The following is a 16,977-nucleotide window of genomic DNA, read 5'->3' as shown; positions in this document are numbered from 1 at the left end:
CCCCCCCGAGGTGCGTCCGCTGCGGGAGAACCTACTTCCCGACGAAGCGCGGCGCGCGCTTCTCCTCCCGGGCCCGGCGGCCCTCGACGAGGTCGTCGCTCGCCCAGCAGGCGGAGAACGCCGCGCCGAGGGCGTCGAGGGTCTCCGGGTCGGTGGCGTCCTCGAGGAGCCGGTTCACGGCGAGCTTGTTGTACGCGAGCGTCAGCGGGGCCAGCTCCGCCATCTCCCCGGCCCACGCGAGCGCGTCGTCCGGGGTCCCGAGCCGGTCGACCAGCCCCGCCGCCGCGGTGACGTCGAGCCGCTCGCACGCCAGCAGCATCCGGCGCGCCGGCCCGCCGCCCGCCAGCAGCGCGAGCCGGCGGACGGTCCACGGGTCGACCGCCAGCCCGAGGCCGGCCGTGGGGAGGCCGAACACGGCGCCCTCGGCCACCACGCGCAGGTCGGCGGCGATCGCCAGCTGCGTGCCCGCGCCGATCGCCGGGCCGTTCACCGCGGCGACCACCGGGACCGGCACCTCGACCACCCGCTGCAGCATCGCGTAGAGCGCGTCGAGGAAGCCGGCGTCGCCGACGGTGTGCAGGTCGGCCCCGGAGCAGAACGCGGTGCCCTCCCCGGTGAGCACGATCGCCCGGGCGCCGTCGGCGAGCGCGGCGTCGAGGGCCGCGTGCAGGTCCCGGCAGTGCGCGGTGTCGAGGGCGTTGCGCCGCTCGGGCCGGGCGATGCGGAGCTCGGTTACGGCGCCGTGGGCCAGGGAGTCGATCACCTCGCCATGGTGTCAGCGATGGCACGTCGCTGACACTGGACGTCAGTCAGGCGCCACGCTCAGGCCGCCGGTATCTCAGACCCGCCGGGCCACCACACCCCACTGAGCGGAGCGGGTCTCCGCCGGGCCCGGGACCGCGGCATCGTCGGGAACCCAGTGCGGCGCCGACACCCAACCCGGCGGGAGGATCTCCCAGTCGGCCAACCACTGCGCCAGCTCCTCGAGCGGGCGCAGCCGCGGCGGGTAGGACAGGCCCTGGTGGGAGTAGGCGACCCAGTCGGTGATGTCGGGTCGGCCGACGTCGGTGATCGCGTTGACGGCGACGACGCTGCCGGGGACCACGGCCGCGTGCAGCTCGCGCAGGGCGCGCCGCGCCTCGGCCTCCTCCACGTAGTGGAGCAGGCCGATGAGGAGCACGCCGAGGGGGCGGGCGAGGTCGATCGTCCTCCGGAACGCCGGGTCGGCGAGGATCGCCGGGACGTCCCGGACGTCGCCCTGCAGGGCCACCAGGCCGGGCCGGTCGGGCAGCAGGCGCCGGGCGTGCTCCACCGTGCGGTCGTCGACGTCGACGTAGACGACGCGGGCCCCGGGCGCGACCTCGTGCACGGGCCGCACGGTCGGCAGGCCGGAACCGATCTCGAGGAACTGGTCGATCCCGGAGGCGGCGAGGTGGCCGACGACGGCCCGGGAGAAGGTCCGCACGTCGCGCGCGATCGGGGCCATGTCGGGGAGGACGACGCGGGCGGCGGCGATGAACTCCCGGTCGACGAGGGTGTTCGCGTCGCCCCCGAGCAGGAAGTCGAAGGCGCGGGCCGGACTGGGGAGGTCGTCGTCGGGCGGATCCGTCCGACTCGTCGCGTCACGCTCCATCGCGCACGCATCCTGCCCGACGGGCGCCGGAACCCGTCGGGCCGGGCATGATCGGGCCGTGGACACCCGTACCGACCCCACCGTGGACGTCCCCGAGGCCCTGTTCGCCGATCCGGAGGCCGAGGCCCGATGGCGCGGGCGGTTCACCGCCGCCCGCATCTCGGTGCCCGACTGGGCCCGCGACGCCCCGGCCCGCAGCGTCTACTCCTCCAACGCGAGCGGGACGTGGGAGGTCTACGCCTGGGACCGCGGCAGCGGCGAGCAGTGGCAGGTGACCGACCGGCCGAACGGCACCCGCGGGGCCACCGTCTCCACCGACGGCGAGTGGATCTGGTGGTTCGACGACACCGACGGCGACGAGTTCGGCACCTGGGTGTGCGAGCCGTTCGCCGGCGGGGACGCCGCCCCGGCCGTGCCGGGCGCCGAGCGCGGCTACCCGGCGGGCCTCGACCTCGGCACGACGACCACCGCGATCGGCTGGTCCACCGACGACGGCTCGGTGCTGGCCGTCCGCGTCGGGGAGACCGACCTGCGGACGGTCTACGCCCACACCGAGGACGCCGGCATCGGCGCCCTCTCGCGCGACGAGTCGCTGCTCGCGATCTCCCACTCCGAGCACGGCGACTCCCGCCATCCCGCGATCCGGGTGCTCACGGTGGCCGACGGCTCGGCGGTCGCGGACCTGTACGACGGCGAGGGCAAGGGGCTCGACCCCGTGGAGTTCGCGCCGGTGGCGGGCGACAGCCGCCTGCTCGTGGCCCACGAGCGCCGCGGCCGCGACGAGCTGTTGATCTGGGACCCGGTGACGGGCACCGAGACCGAGCTCGACATCGACCTCCCCGGCGACGTCAGCGCCGGCTTCTACCCCGACGCGAGGGCGCTGATCGTGGCGCACACCCGCGCCGGCCGGACGTCGCTGCACCGCTTCGACCTCGAGACCCGCGAGCTGACCGACCTCCCCACCGCGCAGGGCTCGGTGGGCGGCGCGGACGTACGGCCCGACGGCTCGATCGAGTACGGCTGGTCCTCGGCGGAGCAGCCGTCGTCGGTGCGGGTGCTGCGGCCCGACGGCACGGACGAGGTGCTGCTCACCCCGCCCGGCGACCGGCCGGCCCCGTCGGTCCGGCTCGACGACGCCTGGGTCCCGGGCCCGGGCGGCGACGTCCACGCGCTCTACGCGCGACCCGAGGGCACCGAGGGCCCGGTCCCGACACTGTTCATGATCCACGGCGGTCCGCAGGCGGCCGACGAGGACCGGTACTCCGCCGTGCGGGCGGTGTGGCTCGACGCGGGCTTCGCCGTGGTGCACGTGAACTACCGCGGGTCGTCGGGCTACGGCACGGCGTGGCGCGACGCGATCGAGGGCCGACCGGGCACCACCGAGCTCGAGGACCTCGCGGTCGTCCAGGCCTGGGCCGTGGAGTCGGGCCTGGCCGATCCGCGGGCGTGCGTGCTCGAGGGCTGGTCGTGGGGCGGGTACCTCACGCTGCTCGGCCTGGGGGTGCAGCCGGAGCGCTGGGCCGTCGGGGCCGCGGGCGTGCCGGTGGCCGACTACCTCGCGGCGTACGAGGACGAGATGGAGCCGTTGCGGGCCTTCGACCGCTCGCTGTTCGGCGGCTCGCCCACCGAGGTGCCGGACCGGTACCGGACGGCCTCGCCGCTGACCTACGTCGACGCGGTCGTCGCGCCGGTGCTGGTGCTCGCGGGCGAGAACGACCCGCGCTGCCCGATCCGCCAGATCGACAACTACCTGGCCGCCCTCGCCGAACGCGGCAAGCCCTACGCGATGGTGCGCTACGACGCCGGGCACGGTTCGCTCGTGGTCGCCGAGACCCTGCGCCACACGGCGGCCGAGATCGCGTTCGTGCGCCGCGCCCTCGACCTGTCCGTCCCGATCGGAGGATGACCCCATGACTCTCGCGGAGAAGCTGCGCAGCGGGGCGCGGACCGTCGGCTACTGGGTGCTCAGCGACAACCCGCAGGCCGTCGAGCGGATCGCGGGTACCGGCTACGACTACGTCTGCTTCGACGCCCAGCACGGCCTGCTCGACTACCGGGCGATCCTCGACGGCCTGACCGCGCTCGACGCCCGGGGCTGCGCCGGGCTCGTCCGGGTGCAGGACAACCGGCAGTTCTGGATCGGGCAGGCGCTCGACGCGGGCGCGGCGGGCGTGATCATCCCGATGGTGAACTCCGCCGAGGACGCCCGCGCCGCGGTCGCGGCGTGCCGCTACCCGCCCGTGGGACGACGCTCGATGGGCCCGGTCCGCGCCGAACTGCGGTTCCCGACGACGCCCGCGGAGACCGACGCGGCCGTGCTCTGCCTCCCGATGATCGAGACCGCCGAGGGTCTGGAGAACGTCGAGGAGATCGCCGCGACCCCGGGCGTCGACGGCCTCTACATCGGCCCGTCCGACCTGCGGCTCGGCCTCGGCGGCGCCACTCCCGACGACCCGGCCTACGACGACGTGTTCGCCGCCGCCCTCGAGCGGGTCCGGGCGGCGGCCGCCTCGGCCGGCGTCGTCGCGGGCATCCACACCCCGAGCGGGGACGGGGCCGCCCGGCGCTTCGCGGAGGGCTTCACCTGGGTCAGCGTCGCGAGCGACCTCACCCACCTCGAGCAGGCCGCCCGCAGCCACCTGGGGACGGCGCTCGGTTAGCCGACGACGGCGCGGAGCTCGGCGAAGGTCTCCCGCAGGACCTCGTCGAGCCCGCGGTCGGCGTCCTCGGCCACCCAGCGCCCGAACGCGACCCGGAAGACCGTCACGCCGGACTCGGCCGCGAGCGTCGCGGCCGGCTCCCCCACCCCGCGCCCGCGCAGCGCCGCCGCCACGCCCGCGGCGACCCGGGCCAGCTTCGCGAGCTCACGTTCCTGCAGCTCGGGGTGGGCGTCGACGACCTCCTGGCGCACCCGGGCGCCGGCGCGGCGGTCGGCGAAGAACGACGTCGCGCCCTCGAACGCGCGGACGACCGCCTCGAGGGGCGGGCCGTCGGTGATCCCGCCGACCACGAGGTCGACGAGGCCGTCCTGGCCCGCGAAGAACACCTCGCGCTTGTCGGTGTAGTGCCGGAAGAAGGTCCGCTCGGTCAGCCCGGCGCGCGCGGCGATGTCGGCGACGGTGGTCTGCTCGTAGCCGCGCTCGGCGAACAGCTCGTAGGCCGCCTGCTGCAGGCGGCCGCCCGCGCCCGGTGCCCAACGACCCATGAGCCAGAGTCTAGTGATGGCAGCACCTGACATCGCAGTGTACGGTCCATGTCAGTCCCTGACATGAGAGTTCGAGAGGTCGTCCCCATGCGCGTCTTCGTCACCGGTGCCTCCGGCTGGATCGGCTCCGCCGTCGTCCCGGAGCTCGTCCGGGCGGGCCACGACGTCCGGGGCCTCGCCCGCTCCGACGCCTCCGCGGCGGCGGTCGAGGCCGCCGGCGCCACCGCCGTCCGGGGCGACATCGGCGACCTCGACGTCCTGCGCGCGGCCGCCGCCGACGCGGACGCCGTCGTCCACCTCGCCTTCCGCCACGACGTCGCCTTCTCGGGCGGCTACGCCGAGGCGATCGGCTCCGACCTCGCGGCCATCGAGGCCCTGGGCGGGGCGCTGCCCGACGGCGGCGCGCTCACCATCGCCGGCGGGATCCTCGGGCTCGCCGACGGTCGGCCCGCCACCGAGCGCGACGTCCCGCTCCCGGGCACCCCCGCCGCCGGCCGGCAGGCGAGCGCCGACCTCGCCCTCGGCCTCGCCCCGCGGCTGCGCTCGAGCGTCGTCCGCCTCTCCCCCACGGTGCACGGCGAGGGCGACGGCGGCTTCGTCCCCACGCTCGTCGGGATCGCCCGCCGGCGGGGCGTCGCGGGCTTCCCCGGGGACGGGTCGGCCCGCTGGACGGCCGTGCACGTGCAGGATGCGGCGCGGCTCTTCCGCCTGGCGATCGAGGTCGCGCCGGCCGGGTCGGTCCTGCACGGGGCCGACGACGAGGGCGTGCCGGTCCGCGAGATCGCCGAGGTGATCGGGCGCCACCTCGACGTGCCGGTGCGCCCGGTGCCCGACGACGAGGCCGGGGAGCACTTCGGCTTCCTCGCGATGTTCCTCGGGCTCGACAGTCCGGCCTCCAGCGCCCTCACCCGGGAGGTCACGGGCTGGGCCCCGACCGGGCCCGGGCTGCTGGAGGACCTCGAGAAGGGGCACTACTTCGAGGCGGGTTCCGGCAGCAAGTACGCGTGATGGTTGAAGGCCCACCGACCGGGGCAGACACCGTGTCATGGCGACCGACGAGCAGTGGATGCTGGCCCGGCGCCGCTTCGTCGACGACGGGCACGGTGAGAGCGTCGACGGCGTCGTCCTGCCGCGGCAGGACGAGCTCGGGCCGCTCGCCGAGCAGTTCCTGGCGTTGAGCCACGATCTGTTCACCGTGCCGCCGGAGGAGGGCGTCGTCGGGGTCCTCGAGCGCGTGGTCCGCCGGGCCGCCGAGATCGGGCCGAAGACCGCGACCGTCTCGGTCACCCTGCGGGAGCCCGACGGCACCTTCCACACCCCGGTCGAGACCGACCCGACGGCCTCGCGGGCCGACGAGATCCAGTACGGGACGAACGAGGGGCCCTGCATCGAGGTCACCGCCGACTCGAGCTCGGCCTTCACCGTCAGCCGCGACCTCGCCCACGACGAGCGCTACCCCCGCTTCGGCCCGCGCGTGGCCGAGCTGGGCTTCCGGGCCGTGTGCGCCACGGGCATGTTCCCCGGCGGCGAGCGGCCGCGGCTGGGGGCGCTCAACCTGTACTTCTCCGATCCCGACGACGTCGACGGCGTCGACCGCGACTCGATGCTGCTCCTCGCCGCCCACGCCGCCGTCGCCCTGCGCGCGGCCCGCCACCTCGAGGCCGAGAAGCTGCGGACCGCCCAGCTCACCGAGGGGCTCGAGTCGCGCGACGTGATCGGCCAGGCCAAGGGCATCCTCATGGAGCGCCGCGGAGCCACCGCCGACGAGGCCTTCGACATCCTGCGGCGCACCTCGCAGGACCTCAACGTCAAGCTCCGCGACCTCGCCCGGACCCTCTCGCAGCGGCGCTCCGAGCTCTGAGAACGACGCAGGGCACCGCCGGCCGGAGCCGGCGATGCCCTGGGGGGTCGGTCGCGCGGAAGGTCAGGCCTGCTTGGCCTGCCACATCCAGTGGGCCTCCTCGAGCGCCGCGGTCTGCCCGATGAGCAGGTCCTCGGTGACGGGGTCGGCGTCGGAGGTGGCGGCGATCCGGGCGCGGTGGCGCTGGATCAGGACCGCGAGGATCTCGACGACCGCGGCGGTGACCTCCTCGACGGAGTGCCACCCCTCGTCGAACGCCGGCAGGCCGCTGGTCTTGGCGACGGTCTCGGCGCGCCCGTCGGGCGAGACGCCCAGGGTCGCCGCGCGCTCCGCGACCTGGTCGGTCTGCGTGCGGGCGAGGTCGACGAGCTCGTCGAGGTGGAGGTGCGCGTCGCGGAAGGTGCGGCCCAGCACGTTCCAGTGCGCCTGCTTGCCGATGATCGACAGGTCGGTGAGGTCGGCGACGGCCTCCTGCAGCACCCGGCCGACGACGTCCTGCGCCTCGGCGGGGAGCGGGCTCGTAATGGGTGCGCCTGCCATGGTCTTCTGCCTCCTGAGCTGGTGATCCGTGCTGATAGATACAACAGCGACGGGCCCGGTCCGCATTCCTGCGGCCGGGCCCGTCGTCGTGCTGTCGTGGCGGCGGATCAGCTCTGGGAGAGCTGCGGGACCTCCTGGCCGAGGGCCTCGCGGGTGGCCCGCTCGACGCGCTCGCCCATGCCCTGGTCGATCGACTTCCAGTAGTCGAACGCCCGCTCGAGGACGTCCTCACCGACCCCGCCCGCGAGGTGGCCCGAGACGTTGGTGACGAAGCGCTCGCGCGCGGCGTCGTCCCAGACCTCCATCATCAGCGTGCGGGCCTGGCCCTCGTCGGAGTCCTCCGGGTGCTGGACGTACGCGGCGCGCTGGATGTCGCCGTCGGCGTACCAGGTGGGGACCTGGTTCACGTGGCCCTGCGGGACCTGCGGGCCGCCCTTGGAGTTGGGCGCGTACACCGGGTCGACCGAGTTGACCACCCGCATCGCCCCCGCGTGGGTCTGGGCGTTCGTCGGGTTCTTCGGCGCGTTGACCGGGATCTGCTTGTAGTTGACCCCGAGCCGGGCGCGGTGCGCGTCGGCGTAGGAGAACCCGCGGGCCAGCAGCATCCGGTCGGGCGAGAGCCCGAGGCCGGGGGGCTGGTTGTTCGGCTCGAACGCGACCTGCTCGATCTCGGTGTGGAAGTCGACCGGGTTGCGGTTCAGCGTGAGCCGCCCGACCTCCTGCAGCGGGTAGTCGCCGTGCGGCCACACCTTCGTCAGGTCGAACGGGTTGAAGCGGTAGGTCTTCGCGTCCTCGAAGGGCATGACCTGCACCTTCAGCGTCCACGACGGGAACTCACCGCGGGCGATCGCGTCGAACAGGTCGCGCCGGTGGTAGTCGTTGTCGATCCCGCACATCTCGTCGGCGCGGTCCTGGGTCATGGTCTGCACGCCCTGGTCCGAGATGAAGTGGTACTTCACCCAGAACTCCTCGCCCTGGGCGTTGATCCACATGTAGGTGTGGCTCGAGTACCCGTTCATGTGCCGCCAGGTCTCGGGCACGCCCCGGTCGCCCATGAGCCACGTGACCTGGTGCTTCGACTCCGGCGAGAGCGTCCAGAAGTCCCACTGCATGTCGTGGTCGCGCAGCCCGTTGTCGGCGCGGCGCTTCTGCGAGCGGATGAAGTTCTGGAACTTCATGGGGTCGCGGACGAAGAAGACCGGCGTGTTGTTGCCGACCATGTCCCAGTTGCCCTCGCGGGTGTACAGCTTCAGCGACCAGCCGCGCGGGTCGCGCCACGTGTCGGGGCTGCCCCGCTCGCCGGCGACGGTGGAGAACCGGATGATCCCCTCGGTCACCTCGCCGGGCTGGAACACCGCGGCCTTCGTGAAGCGCGAGACGTCCTGGGTCACCTCGAACGTGCCGAAGGCGCCGGAGCCCTTCGCGTGCGGCTGGCGCTCCGGGATGCGCTCGCGGTTGAAGTTGGCCATCTGCTCGATCAGGTAGTGGTCCTGCAGCAGCAGGGGTCCACCCTGACCGACGGTGAGCGAGAACTCCTGGCTCTGTACCGGAATCCCGGCGTCGTCGGTCGCGACGTTCGTGGTGAGGTCGTTCTGGGTCACGGTCACTCCTCGTCGGCTGTGGTGTACGCCGTCCCGGAGAGAGTGCCCTACGCGGCCGTCCGTGAAGCCCGTCCGGGAATCAGGAGCGGACGAGCTCCTCGGCGATCTCGTAGGTGTTGAGCGCCGCGCCCTTGCGCAGGTTGTCCCCGCACACGAAGAAGTCGAGCGTGTTCGGGAAGTCGAGCGCCTGCCGCACGCGCCCCACGTAGGTGGGGTCCTCGCCGACGACGTCGGCCGGCGTGGGGAACCGGCCCTCGCGGGGCTCGTCGACCAGCACGATCGACGGCTGCGCCGCGAACACCTGGCGGGCGGTCTCGACGTCGACCGGCGAGGCGAACGTCGCGTGCACGGCGAGCGCGTGGGTGGTGATCACCGGGACGCGCACGCAGGTCGCGGAGACCTTGAGGTCGTCGATCCCGAGGATCTTCCGCGACTCGTTGCGGACCTTGAGCTCCTCGGAGCTCCACCCGCCCTCGCGCCACGAGCCGGCCCACGGCACCACGTTCAGCGCGAGCGGGGCCGGGAACGGGGACTCGTCGGACAGGCCCGCGGCCGACAGCGCCTCGCGCACGTCGCCCGAGCGGTTCCCGACGTCCTTGCCCGCCACCGCGGCGATCTCCGCCTGCAGCCGGTCGATGCCCTCCTGGCCCGCGCCCGAGGCCGCCTGGTAGCTCGCGACCACCAGCTCGGTGAGGGTGAAGGCCCGGTGCAGCGCGCCGACCGCGGCCATCATCGACAGCGTCGTGCAGTTCGGGTTCGCGACGATGCCCTTGGGCCGGGAGTGCGCGGCGGCCGCGTTGACCTCGGGCACCACGAGCGGGACGTCCGGGTCCATGCGGAAGGCCCCGGAGTTGTCGACCGCGATCGCCCCGCGGGCGGCGGCGACGGGCGCCCAGGCGGCGCTGACGTCGTCGGGCACGTCGAACATGGCGATGTCGACGCCGTCGAACGCCTCCTCCGAGAGCGCGACGACCTCGATCTCCTGCCCGCGCACGGTGAGGCGGCGCCCGGCCGAGCGCGGGGAGGCGATGAGCCGAATCTCCGACCACGGCACGGTCTCGCGCGCGTCGATGATGTCGATCATGACGGAGCCGACCGCACCGGTGGCCCCGACGATGGCGAGGGTGGTCATGGGAGTCACCTTCCCGTTCCGGCGTGCACGACGGCCTCGGTGTCGCCGCCGAGGTCGAAGGCCTCGTGCAGGGCGCGCACGGCGTCGTCGAGCTGGGTGTCGCGGATGAGCGCGGAGATGCGGATCTCCGAGGTGTTCATCATCTCGATGTTCACGCCGGCCTCGGCGAGCGACTCGCAGAACGTGGCGGTGACGCCCGGGTGGCTGCGCATCCCCGCGCCGACCAGTGTCACCTTGCCGACGTGCTCGTCGTAGATGACGTCCTCGTGGCCGACCTCGCCCTGCACCGCGGTGAGGGCCTCGACGGCGCGCGGGCCGTCCTTGACCGGCAGCGTGAACGTCACGTCGGTCTTGCCCGTCATCAGGTGCGACACGTTCTGCAGCACCATGTCGATGTTGACGTCGACGTCGGCGAGCGCGCGGAAGATGCGCGCCGCGAAGCCGGGCTTGTCGGGCACACCGACGACGGTCACCTTGGCCTCGGACCGGTCGTGCGCCACGCCGGTGAGGACGGCCTGTTCCACGCTGAGCTCCTCGATGGACCCGACGATCGTCGTGCCGGGCTGGTCGGTGTAGGAGGACCGCACCCGCAGGGGCACGCCCTCGCGGCGGGCGTACTCCACCGCGCGCAGGTGCAGCACCTTCGCGCCGCACGCGGCCATCTCGAGCATCTCCTCGTAGGTGATGGTCTCGAGCAGCTTCGCGTTCGGGACGATGCGCGGGTCGGCGGAGTAGACGCCGTCGACGTCGGTGTAGATCTCGCAGACGTCGGCCTGCATGGCCGCCGCCATCGCCACCGCGGTGGTGTCGGACCCGCCGCGGCCGAGCGTGGTGATCTCCTTGGAGTCCGCGCTCACGCCCTGGAAGCCCGCGACGAGGGCCACCCCGTCCTCGGCAAGCGCCGAGAAGATGCGGGCCGGCGTCACCTCGACGATGCGCGCGTCCCCGTGCTTGCCCGTGGTGATCATCCCGGCCTGGGAGCCGGTGAACGACCGGGCGCGCCCGCCGAGAGCGTTGATCGCCATGGCCAGCAGCGCGTTGGAGATGCGCTCGCCCGAGGTCAGGAGCATGTCGAGCTCCCGCGGCGGCGGGCTGGGGTGCACCGCGAGCGCCAGGTCGGTCAGCTCGTCGGTGGTGTCCCCCATCGCGGAGGCGACCACGACCACGTCGTTGCCGTCCTTGCGGGTGCGCACGATCCGTTCCGCGACGCGCTTGATGCGCTCCGCGGACTGGACGGACGACCCGCCGTACTTCTGGACGACGAGCGCCACGTTCGACCGACCTCCGGGGCGGAGTACCTGCAGGAATCGCCCGCCACCCTAGCCGAGGCGTCCCGGCCGTGGCCGGGACTCACGTCACGGGAGACGGCGCCCGCGGGACCCGACCCCGGTCAGGGCGCGAGGGCGTTGAGGATGCGCGCGACGACGGCCCCGATGACCAGCCAGACCACGGCGGCGAGGCCGTAGTTGAGGATCACCTTGAGCGACTCGCTGGAGGGGAGGAAGAGGTCCCCGATGCCGAGCGTGAGGCTGTCGGCGGCGTTGGCGAAGAACGTCGTGATGCCGTTCTGGGGGTTGGCCCCGGCGACCGTCAGCACGATGTGGATGACGAGGATCGCCGCGAAGATCGTGCACAGGATCTTGATGACCGAGGCCGCGAGCGACATGGACTTGCTCGCCAGCGCGCGAAGGTCCTGAGAGGTGTTCGCCTTGCGCTGGGTGCCGGTCTCGGCGTCCTGGGACATGGCGTAGATCATGGCACGCCCTCCTACCGGGTGGTAGTGCAAGGTCCCTCCGGGTGGGACCTGGATCACCCGGTGGAGCGGGTTGCCCGTCACCCGGGCCGGGGGTCTACCGTGGGCGACGATGTTCAGCGTGCTGCTCCTTCCCAGCCGCGGCGGGGCCTGACCGAGACCGGCTCCCTGCCGCGGGTGATGCGCGCTCGCCGGTCGCCCCGGACCTCGTCCTCCGGGAACCCCGCACCGCAGCACGGAGACCTCCCATGAGCATCACTCCCGACATGCCGTCCGCCGGCATCCGCGAGACCGTCATCCACCCCGACGGCGACATCCCGGCCGACCAGCCGGCGTGGAACACGCAGCGCCCGAGCCGGATGCCCGTCCACCGCTACACGACCTTCGAGAACGAGGTCGAGGACGTCTCGCTGCCCGACCGCACCTGGCCCGGCCGGCGCATCACCAAGGCGCCGCTGTGGGGCGCGGTCGACCTGCGCGACGGCAACCAGGCCCTGATCGACCCGATGTCCCCCGCCCGCAAGCGCCGCATGTTCGACCTGCTGGTGCGCATGGGCTACAAGGAGATCGAGGTCGGCTTCCCCGCCGCCTCGCAGACCGACTTCGACTTCGTCCGCGAGATCATCGAGCAGGACGCGGTACCGCGCGACGTCCGCATCCAGGTGCTGACCCAGGCCCGGCCGGAGCTGATCTCGCGCACCTTCGCCTCGCTGGAGGGCGCGCACTCCGCGGTCGTCCACCTCTACAACTCGACCTCGATCCTGCAGCGCCGCGTCGTCTTCCGCTCCGACCGCGCCGGCATCACGAAGATCGCCGTCGACGGCGCGAAGCTCGTCCGCGCGGAGGCCGAGAAGCGCCCCGGGACCGACTGGCGCTTCCAGTACTCGCCCGAGTCCTACACCGGCACCGAGCTCTCCTACGCCAAGGAGATCGTCGACGCCGTGGGCGACGTCTGGGAGCCGACGCCCGAGAAGCCGATGATCGTCAACCTGCCGGCGACGGTGGAGATGGCGACCCCGAACGTCTACGCCGACTCCATCGAGTGGATGCACCGCCACCTGGCGCGCCGCGACTCGATCATCCTGTCGCTGCACCCGCACAACGACCGCGGCACCGGCGTCGCCGCGGCGGAGCTGGGCGTGCTCGCCGGCGCCGACCGCGTCGAGGGCTGCCTGTTCGGCAACGGCGAGCGCACCGGCAACGTCTGCCTCGTGACCCTGGGCATGAACCTGTTCAGCCAGGGCATCGACCCGCAGATCGACTTCTCCGACATCGACGAGGTGCGGCGCACCGTCGAGTTCTGCAACCAGCTCCCCGTCGGCGAGCGCCACCCCTGGGGCGGCGACCTCGTCTTCACCGCGTTCTCCGGCTCGCACCAGGACGCGATCAACAAGGGCCTCGAGGCGATGCGGGTCCAGGCCGACGAGGCCGGGCACCCGATCGACGAGCACCCGTGGGAGGTCCCCTACCTGCCGATCGACCCGAAGGACGTCGGCCGCACGTACGAGGCGGTCATCCGGGTCAACTCGCAGTCGGGCAAGGGCGGCGTCGCCTACCTGATGAAGACCGAGCACCAGATGGAGCTGCCGCGCCGGCTCCAGATCGAGTTCTCGCGGCGCGTCCAGGAGGTCACCGACACCGAGGGCGGCGAGGTCTCGGCCAAGGAGATGTACGACATCTTCGCCGAGGAGTACCTGCTGCGGCGCACGCCGCTGGAGCTGGTCCGCTCACGGGTATCCACGCACGACGACGGCAAGGCCGAGCTGGAGGCCACCCTGCGGGTCGAGGGCGACATCCACGAGGTGACCGGCGTCGGCAACGGCCCGATCGCGGCGTTCGTCGACGCCCTCGCCTCGGTGGGCTACGACGTGCGGGTCCTCGACTACGCGGAGCACGCCATGTCGGCCGGGGACGACGCCCGGGCCGCGGCCTACGTCGAGGCCGCGGTGGGCGACGGCGCCGGTCGCGACCTCGAGGTCTGGGGCATCGGCATCGACGGCTCGATCCTCACCGCCTCGCTCAAGGCCGTGGTGTCGGCCGTGAACCGCGCGTTGAGGTGACTTCGTCCTGTGAGCACTGATCCGTGTCCAGACACGGATCAGTGCTCACGGGGACGTGGGCCTCCGACCGGCGAGGGCCCGGCCCAGGGTCAGCTCGTCGGCGAACTCGAGGTCGCCGCCCATCGGCAGCCCGCTGGCGAGCTTCGTGACCGACAGGCCGGGGAAGTCGCGCAGGAGCCGGACGAGGTACGTCGCCGTGGCCTCGCCCTCGGTGTTGGGGTCCATCGCGAGGATGACCTCGGCGATCTCCGGCTCCCGCTCGCCGCCCTCGGTCTCCTGGCCGCCGATGCGGCGGAGCAGTTCCCGGATGCGTAGCTGGTCGGGGCCGATGCCTCCCATGGGGTCGAGTGCCCCGCCCAGCACGTGGTAGCGCCCCCGGAACTCCCGGGTGCGCTCCACGGCCATGACGTCCTTGGGTTCCTCGACGACGCAGACGAGCGTCGCGTCGCGGCGGGCGTCGGCGCAGATCCGGCAGCGCTGCTTCTCGCTGACGTTGCCGCAGACCTCGCAGAACACGACGCCGACCTTCACCCGGCCCAGGGCGTCCTGGAGCCGGGTGATGTCGGCCTCCTCGGCCCCGAGGAGGTGGAACGCCAGGCGCTGCGCGCTCTTCGGCCCGATCCCGGGGAGCCGTCCGAGCTCGTCGATCAGGTCCTGGACCGGGCCTTCGAACACCTACATCCCCAGCTGCGGACCCGCGGGCCCGCCCATGTCGAGCCCGCCGGCGAGCGGGCCCATCTTCTCGGCCTGGAGCTGGGCCGCGGCGTCGGCGGCGTCGGCGAGCGCCCCGAGGACGAGGTCCTGGAGCGTCTCCACGTCGGAGGGGTCGACGATCTTCGGGTCGATCGTGAGGCCGCGGATCTCCCCCGCGGCGGTCTGGGTGACCGTGACGAGACCGTTCCCGGCCTGGCCGGTCACCTCGGTCTCGGCCAGTTCGGCCTGGGCGTTCATGAGCTGCTCCTGCATGGCCTGGGCCTGCTGGAGGAGGGCACCCATGTCGGGCATGTCCGGCTGTTCTGGCTGCACGCCCCCAGGGTAGGACGTGTTCGCGCGGGCGAACCGGGCAGAGTGGGGCCGGTGAGCGACACCGCCGATCTCGTGCACCGTCTCCTGTCCGTCCGCACCTGGCGCGCGTTCGACGTCGGCGCCGACGGCCACGTCCTCGCGGGCGACGACACCTCGGGCACGGTGCAGCTCGTCGAGCTCGCCCCCGACGGCTCGCGGCGCACGCTCACCGCCCTCGAGGGCGCCTGCTCGGGCCGCTACCTCAAGGGCGTCGAGCCCCGCACGGTCCTCGTCTCGCACGACACCGACGGCAACGAGCGCGCCCAGCTGTCCACCCTTCGTCCCGACGAGGTCGCCGAGCCGCTCACCGTCGACGGCCTGACGCCCCTCGTGCGCGACCCGGCCGCGATCCACTCGCTCGCCGAGGTCCTCGACGGCGCCCGCGTCGTCTACGCCACGAACCGCCGCAACGGCGTCGACTTCGACCTCGTGCTCCGCGACCTCACCACCGACGCGGAGACGGTCCTCTACGACGGCGGCGGCATGGTCGGCGGCGCCGCGGTGTCCCCGGACGGCTCGCGGGCCCTCATGACGAGGCCCGGCGGGCCCGCGATGAGCTCGCAGGTGCTGCTGCTCGCCGGCGCCACCACCACCGAGGTCACCCCCGCCGACGAGCCCGCCCTCCACACCGGCCTGCAGTGGCTCCCCGACGGCTCCGCCGCCCTCGTCACCACCGACCACGACCGCGACCACACCGGGATCGCGCGCCTCGACCCCGACACCGGGACGATCGAGTACCTCGTCACCGACGACGCCCACGACGTCTCCGGACGGCTCTCCCCCGACGGGCGCCTGCTGCTGGTGGTCACCGACGACGACGGCGCCTCCCGGCTCGCCGTCCACGACGCCGCGACCGGCGAGCACCGGCTCGACGTCGTCACCCCCGACGTCGGGGTGGGCGACTTCCTGACGCTGCCGCGCTGGTCGGCCGACTCCGGCGGGCTCGCGCTGACCTGGACGTCCCCGACGATCCCGGCCGACGTCGTCCTGGTCGACGCCGCCACCGGGCGCAGCGGCACCGCGGCCTCGTCGTCGGGCGACCTCGAGGGCCTGGAGCTGGTGACCCCGACGAGCGTCGGCATCCCGACCCCGGACGGCGAGACGGTCCCGTGCTTCGTCTACTCCCCCGCCACCCCGTCGGGCTCGAGCGTGCTGATCATCCACGGCGGGCCCGAGGGCCAGGCGGTGCGCTCGTTCTCGCCGATCACCCAGGCGCTGGTGGCGCGCGGCCACACCGTGCTGGTGCCGAACGTCCGCGGCTCGGTGGGCTACGGCAAGCGCTGGTACTCCCTCGACGACGTCGAGCGCCGCCTCGACTCGGTCGCCGACCTCGCCGCGATCCATGCCTTCCTGCCCCGCCTGGGCCTCGACCCCGCCCGCTCCGCCCTGTGGGGCGGCTCGTACGGCGGCTACATGGTGCTCGCGGGCGCCGCCTTCCAGCCCGACCTGTGGGCGGCGGGCGTCGACATCGTCGGGATGTCCTCGCTGGTGACGTTCCTGGAGAACACCTCGCCCTACCGCCGCGCCCACCGGGAGCGGGAGTACGGCTCGCTCGAGCGCGACCGCGAGTTCCTCGAGCGCGCCTCGCCGCTCAACCGCATCAGCGACGTCCGCGCCCCGCTGTTCGTCATCCACGGCGCGAACGACCCGCGGGTGCCGTTGTCCGAGGCCGAGCAGGTGGCCGCGGCGGTGCGCGGGAACGGCGTGGAGGTGGAGCTCGTGGTCTACGGCGACGAGGGCCACGGGCTCGCGAAGCGAGCCAACCGGCTCGACGCCTACCCGCGGGCCATCGATTTCGTGACGCGCGTCCTCGGCTGAGTCCCCCGGGCCCGGCCTAGCGGGCGGGACCGGTGGCGCCGTCGACCCGGCGGGCCCCGAGCTGCTCGGTGAGCAGCTCCATGGCGATGTCGTCGGGGGTCCGACGATCCACGGTGCCGCCCCCGCCGTCCTGCGCCTCGGCGTACATGTCCTCCTCGGACACCTCGTCCTCGTCGGGCGGCTCCGGCGGCGGCGGGATGTCCGGGGCCTGCGCGGCCGGTCGGGCGGCTCCCCGTCCCGACGACGCGTCGGGGCGGGCCGGCGACCCGGACGCCTCCGGACCGGCGGGCGCCGCGGCCGCGGCGGCGG

Annotated in this window: 16 protein-coding genes and 1 pseudogene; 6 read left to right on the top strand and 11 right to left on the bottom strand. The window is 73.4% G+C overall.

Features of this window, described 5'->3' with window-relative positions; genetic code table 11:
• Window positions 1–31 precede the first annotated feature (31 nt).
• Together ACFPBZ_RS25165 and ACFPBZ_RS25160 are read right to left on the bottom strand one after the other, a co-directional pair.
• Window positions 32–763, bottom strand: a complete 732-nt coding sequence (locus ACFPBZ_RS25165) for an enoyl-CoA hydratase (RefSeq protein ID WP_378038861.1) — start codon at window positions 761–763, stop codon at window positions 32–34.
• Between the two features lie 75 nt (window positions 764–838).
• Window positions 839–1,633, bottom strand: coding sequence for an SAM-dependent methyltransferase (locus ACFPBZ_RS25160; protein WP_378038860.1), 795 nt, complete (start codon window positions 1,631–1,633; stop codon window positions 839–841).
• Between the two features lie 58 nt (window positions 1,634–1,691).
• Between ACFPBZ_RS25160 and ACFPBZ_RS25155 the strand changes: the two genes are divergently transcribed.
• Together ACFPBZ_RS25155 and ACFPBZ_RS25150 are read left to right on the top strand one after the other, a co-directional pair.
• Entirely contained in the window at window positions 1,692–3,539 is a 1,848-nt protein-coding gene (locus tag ACFPBZ_RS25155; RefSeq protein ID WP_378038859.1) for a S9 family peptidase, read from the top strand.
• A gap of 4 nt (window positions 3,540–3,543) precedes the next feature.
• A complete protein-coding gene (locus tag ACFPBZ_RS25150; RefSeq protein WP_378038858.1) occupies window positions 3,544–4,293 on the top strand; it encodes an HpcH/HpaI aldolase family protein in 750 nt (249 codons plus the stop codon).
• On the opposite strand, the gene ACFPBZ_RS25145 is transcribed toward ACFPBZ_RS25150, so the two are convergent.
• Complete coding sequence (locus ACFPBZ_RS25145) at window positions 4,290–4,838, bottom strand: TetR/AcrR family transcriptional regulator (RefSeq protein WP_378038857.1); 549 nt, start codon at window positions 4,836–4,838, stop codon at window positions 4,290–4,292. The genes ACFPBZ_RS25150 and ACFPBZ_RS25145 overlap by 4 nt on opposite strands.
• An 87-nt stretch (window positions 4,839–4,925) precedes the next feature.
• On the opposite strand from ACFPBZ_RS25145, the gene ACFPBZ_RS25140 reads away from it, so the two are divergent.
• Window positions 4,926–5,846 carry an SDR family oxidoreductase gene (locus tag ACFPBZ_RS25140; RefSeq protein WP_378038856.1) on the top strand — a complete coding sequence of 307 codons (921 nt, stop codon included), beginning with the start codon at window positions 4,926–4,928 and terminating at the stop codon, window positions 5,844–5,846.
• Between the two features lie 37 nt (window positions 5,847–5,883).
• Window positions 5,884–6,699: an ANTAR domain-containing protein gene (locus ACFPBZ_RS25135; RefSeq protein WP_378038855.1), complete on the top strand. Its 816-nt coding sequence runs from the start codon at window positions 5,884–5,886 to the stop codon at window positions 6,697–6,699.
• Window positions 6,700–6,762: 63 nt separating this feature from the next.
• Here the strand turns inward: ACFPBZ_RS25135 and ACFPBZ_RS25130 are convergent, their stop codons facing one another.
• The 5 genes from ACFPBZ_RS25130 to ACFPBZ_RS25110 form a co-directional block, all read right to left on the bottom strand.
• A complete protein-coding gene (locus ACFPBZ_RS25130; protein WP_378038854.1) occupies window positions 6,763–7,239 on the bottom strand; it encodes a Dps family protein in 477 nt (158 codons plus the stop codon).
• Window positions 7,240–7,346: 107 nt separating this feature from the next.
• Complete coding sequence (locus tag ACFPBZ_RS25125; RefSeq protein ID WP_378038853.1) at window positions 7,347–8,840, bottom strand: catalase; 1,494 nt, start codon at window positions 8,838–8,840, stop codon at window positions 7,347–7,349.
• 79 nt (window positions 8,841–8,919) lie between these two features.
• Window positions 8,920–9,972, bottom strand: coding sequence for an aspartate-semialdehyde dehydrogenase (locus ACFPBZ_RS25120; RefSeq protein WP_378038852.1), 1,053 nt, complete (start codon window positions 9,970–9,972; stop codon window positions 8,920–8,922).
• A 5-nt stretch (window positions 9,973–9,977) separates the two neighbouring features.
• Window positions 9,978–11,243 (bottom strand): aspartate kinase, encoded by a 1,266-nt coding sequence (locus ACFPBZ_RS25115; protein WP_378038851.1) that lies wholly within the window; start codon window positions 11,241–11,243, stop codon window positions 9,978–9,980.
• 119 nt (window positions 11,244–11,362) lie between these two features.
• Window positions 11,363–11,728: a hypothetical protein gene (locus tag ACFPBZ_RS25110; protein ID WP_378038850.1), complete on the bottom strand. Its 366-nt coding sequence runs from the start codon at window positions 11,726–11,728 to the stop codon at window positions 11,363–11,365.
• A gap of 263 nt (window positions 11,729–11,991) precedes the next feature.
• Here ACFPBZ_RS25110 and leuA point away from each other — a divergent pair, with 263 nt between their 5' ends.
• Window positions 11,992–13,785 (top strand): 2-isopropylmalate synthase, encoded by a 1,794-nt coding sequence (gene leuA / locus ACFPBZ_RS25105; protein ID WP_378038883.1) that lies wholly within the window; start codon window positions 11,992–11,994, stop codon window positions 13,783–13,785.
• Window positions 13,786–13,830: 45 nt separating this feature from the next.
• Here leuA and recR read toward each other — a convergent pair whose 3' ends face one another.
• Together recR and ACFPBZ_RS25095 are read right to left on the bottom strand one after the other, a co-directional pair.
• Complete coding sequence (gene recR, locus ACFPBZ_RS25100) at window positions 13,831–14,460, bottom strand: recombination mediator RecR (RefSeq protein ID WP_378038849.1); 630 nt, start codon at window positions 14,458–14,460, stop codon at window positions 13,831–13,833.
• Window positions 14,461–14,790 carry a YbaB/EbfC family nucleoid-associated protein gene (locus ACFPBZ_RS25095; protein WP_378038882.1) on the bottom strand — a complete coding sequence of 110 codons (330 nt, stop codon included), beginning with the start codon at window positions 14,788–14,790 and terminating at the stop codon, window positions 14,461–14,463.
• Window positions 14,791–14,862: 72 nt separating this feature from the next.
• Here ACFPBZ_RS25095 and ACFPBZ_RS25090 point away from each other — a divergent pair, with 72 nt between their 5' ends.
• Window positions 14,863–16,668 (top strand): S9 family peptidase, encoded by a 1,806-nt coding sequence (locus tag ACFPBZ_RS25090; RefSeq protein WP_378038848.1) that lies wholly within the window; start codon window positions 14,863–14,865, stop codon window positions 16,666–16,668.
• 16 nt (window positions 16,669–16,684) lie between these two features.
• On the opposite strand, the pseudogene ACFPBZ_RS25085 reads toward ACFPBZ_RS25090, so the two are convergent.
• Window positions 16,685–16,977: pseudogene (locus ACFPBZ_RS25085) on the bottom strand (hypothetical protein); the annotation flags it as partial.

This window comes from Actinomycetospora atypica (assembly GCF_042653685.1).
GTDB classification, from domain to species: Bacteria; Actinomycetota; Actinomycetes; order Mycobacteriales; family Pseudonocardiaceae; genus Actinomycetospora; species Actinomycetospora atypica.
Note: the sequence above shows the minus strand (reverse complement) of the source record. Positions and strands in the feature narration are given on the sequence as shown.

Coding starts and splice junctions, on each gene's coding strand:
- ACFPBZ_RS25160 (WP_378038860.1), bottom strand. CDS start 1,633: ATGGAGCGTGACGCGACGAGTCGGACGGATCCGCCCGACGACGACCTC.
- ACFPBZ_RS25145 (WP_378038857.1), bottom strand. CDS start 4,838: ATGGGTCGTTGGGCACCGGGCGCGGGCGGCCGCCTGCAGCAGGCGGCC.
- ACFPBZ_RS25150 (WP_378038858.1), top strand. CDS start 3,544: ATGACTCTCGCGGAGAAGCTGCGCAGCGGGGCGCGGACCGTCGGCTAC.
- leuA (WP_378038883.1), top strand. CDS start 11,992: ATGCCGTCCGCCGGCATCCGCGAGACCGTCATCCACCCCGACGGCGAC.
- ACFPBZ_RS25135 (WP_378038855.1), top strand. CDS start 5,884: ATGGCGACCGACGAGCAGTGGATGCTGGCCCGGCGCCGCTTCGTCGAC.
- ACFPBZ_RS25130 (WP_378038854.1), bottom strand. CDS start 7,239: ATGGCAGGCGCACCCATTACGAGCCCGCTCCCCGCCGAGGCGCAGGAC.
- ACFPBZ_RS25140 (WP_378038856.1), top strand. CDS start 4,926: ATGCGCGTCTTCGTCACCGGTGCCTCCGGCTGGATCGGCTCCGCCGTC.
- ACFPBZ_RS25095 (WP_378038882.1), bottom strand. CDS start 14,790: ATGCCCGACATGGGTGCCCTCCTCCAGCAGGCCCAGGCCATGCAGGAG.
- ACFPBZ_RS25110 (WP_378038850.1), bottom strand. CDS start 11,728: ATGATCTACGCCATGTCCCAGGACGCCGAGACCGGCACCCAGCGCAAG.
- ACFPBZ_RS25120 (WP_378038852.1), bottom strand. CDS start 9,972: ATGACCACCCTCGCCATCGTCGGGGCCACCGGTGCGGTCGGCTCCGTC.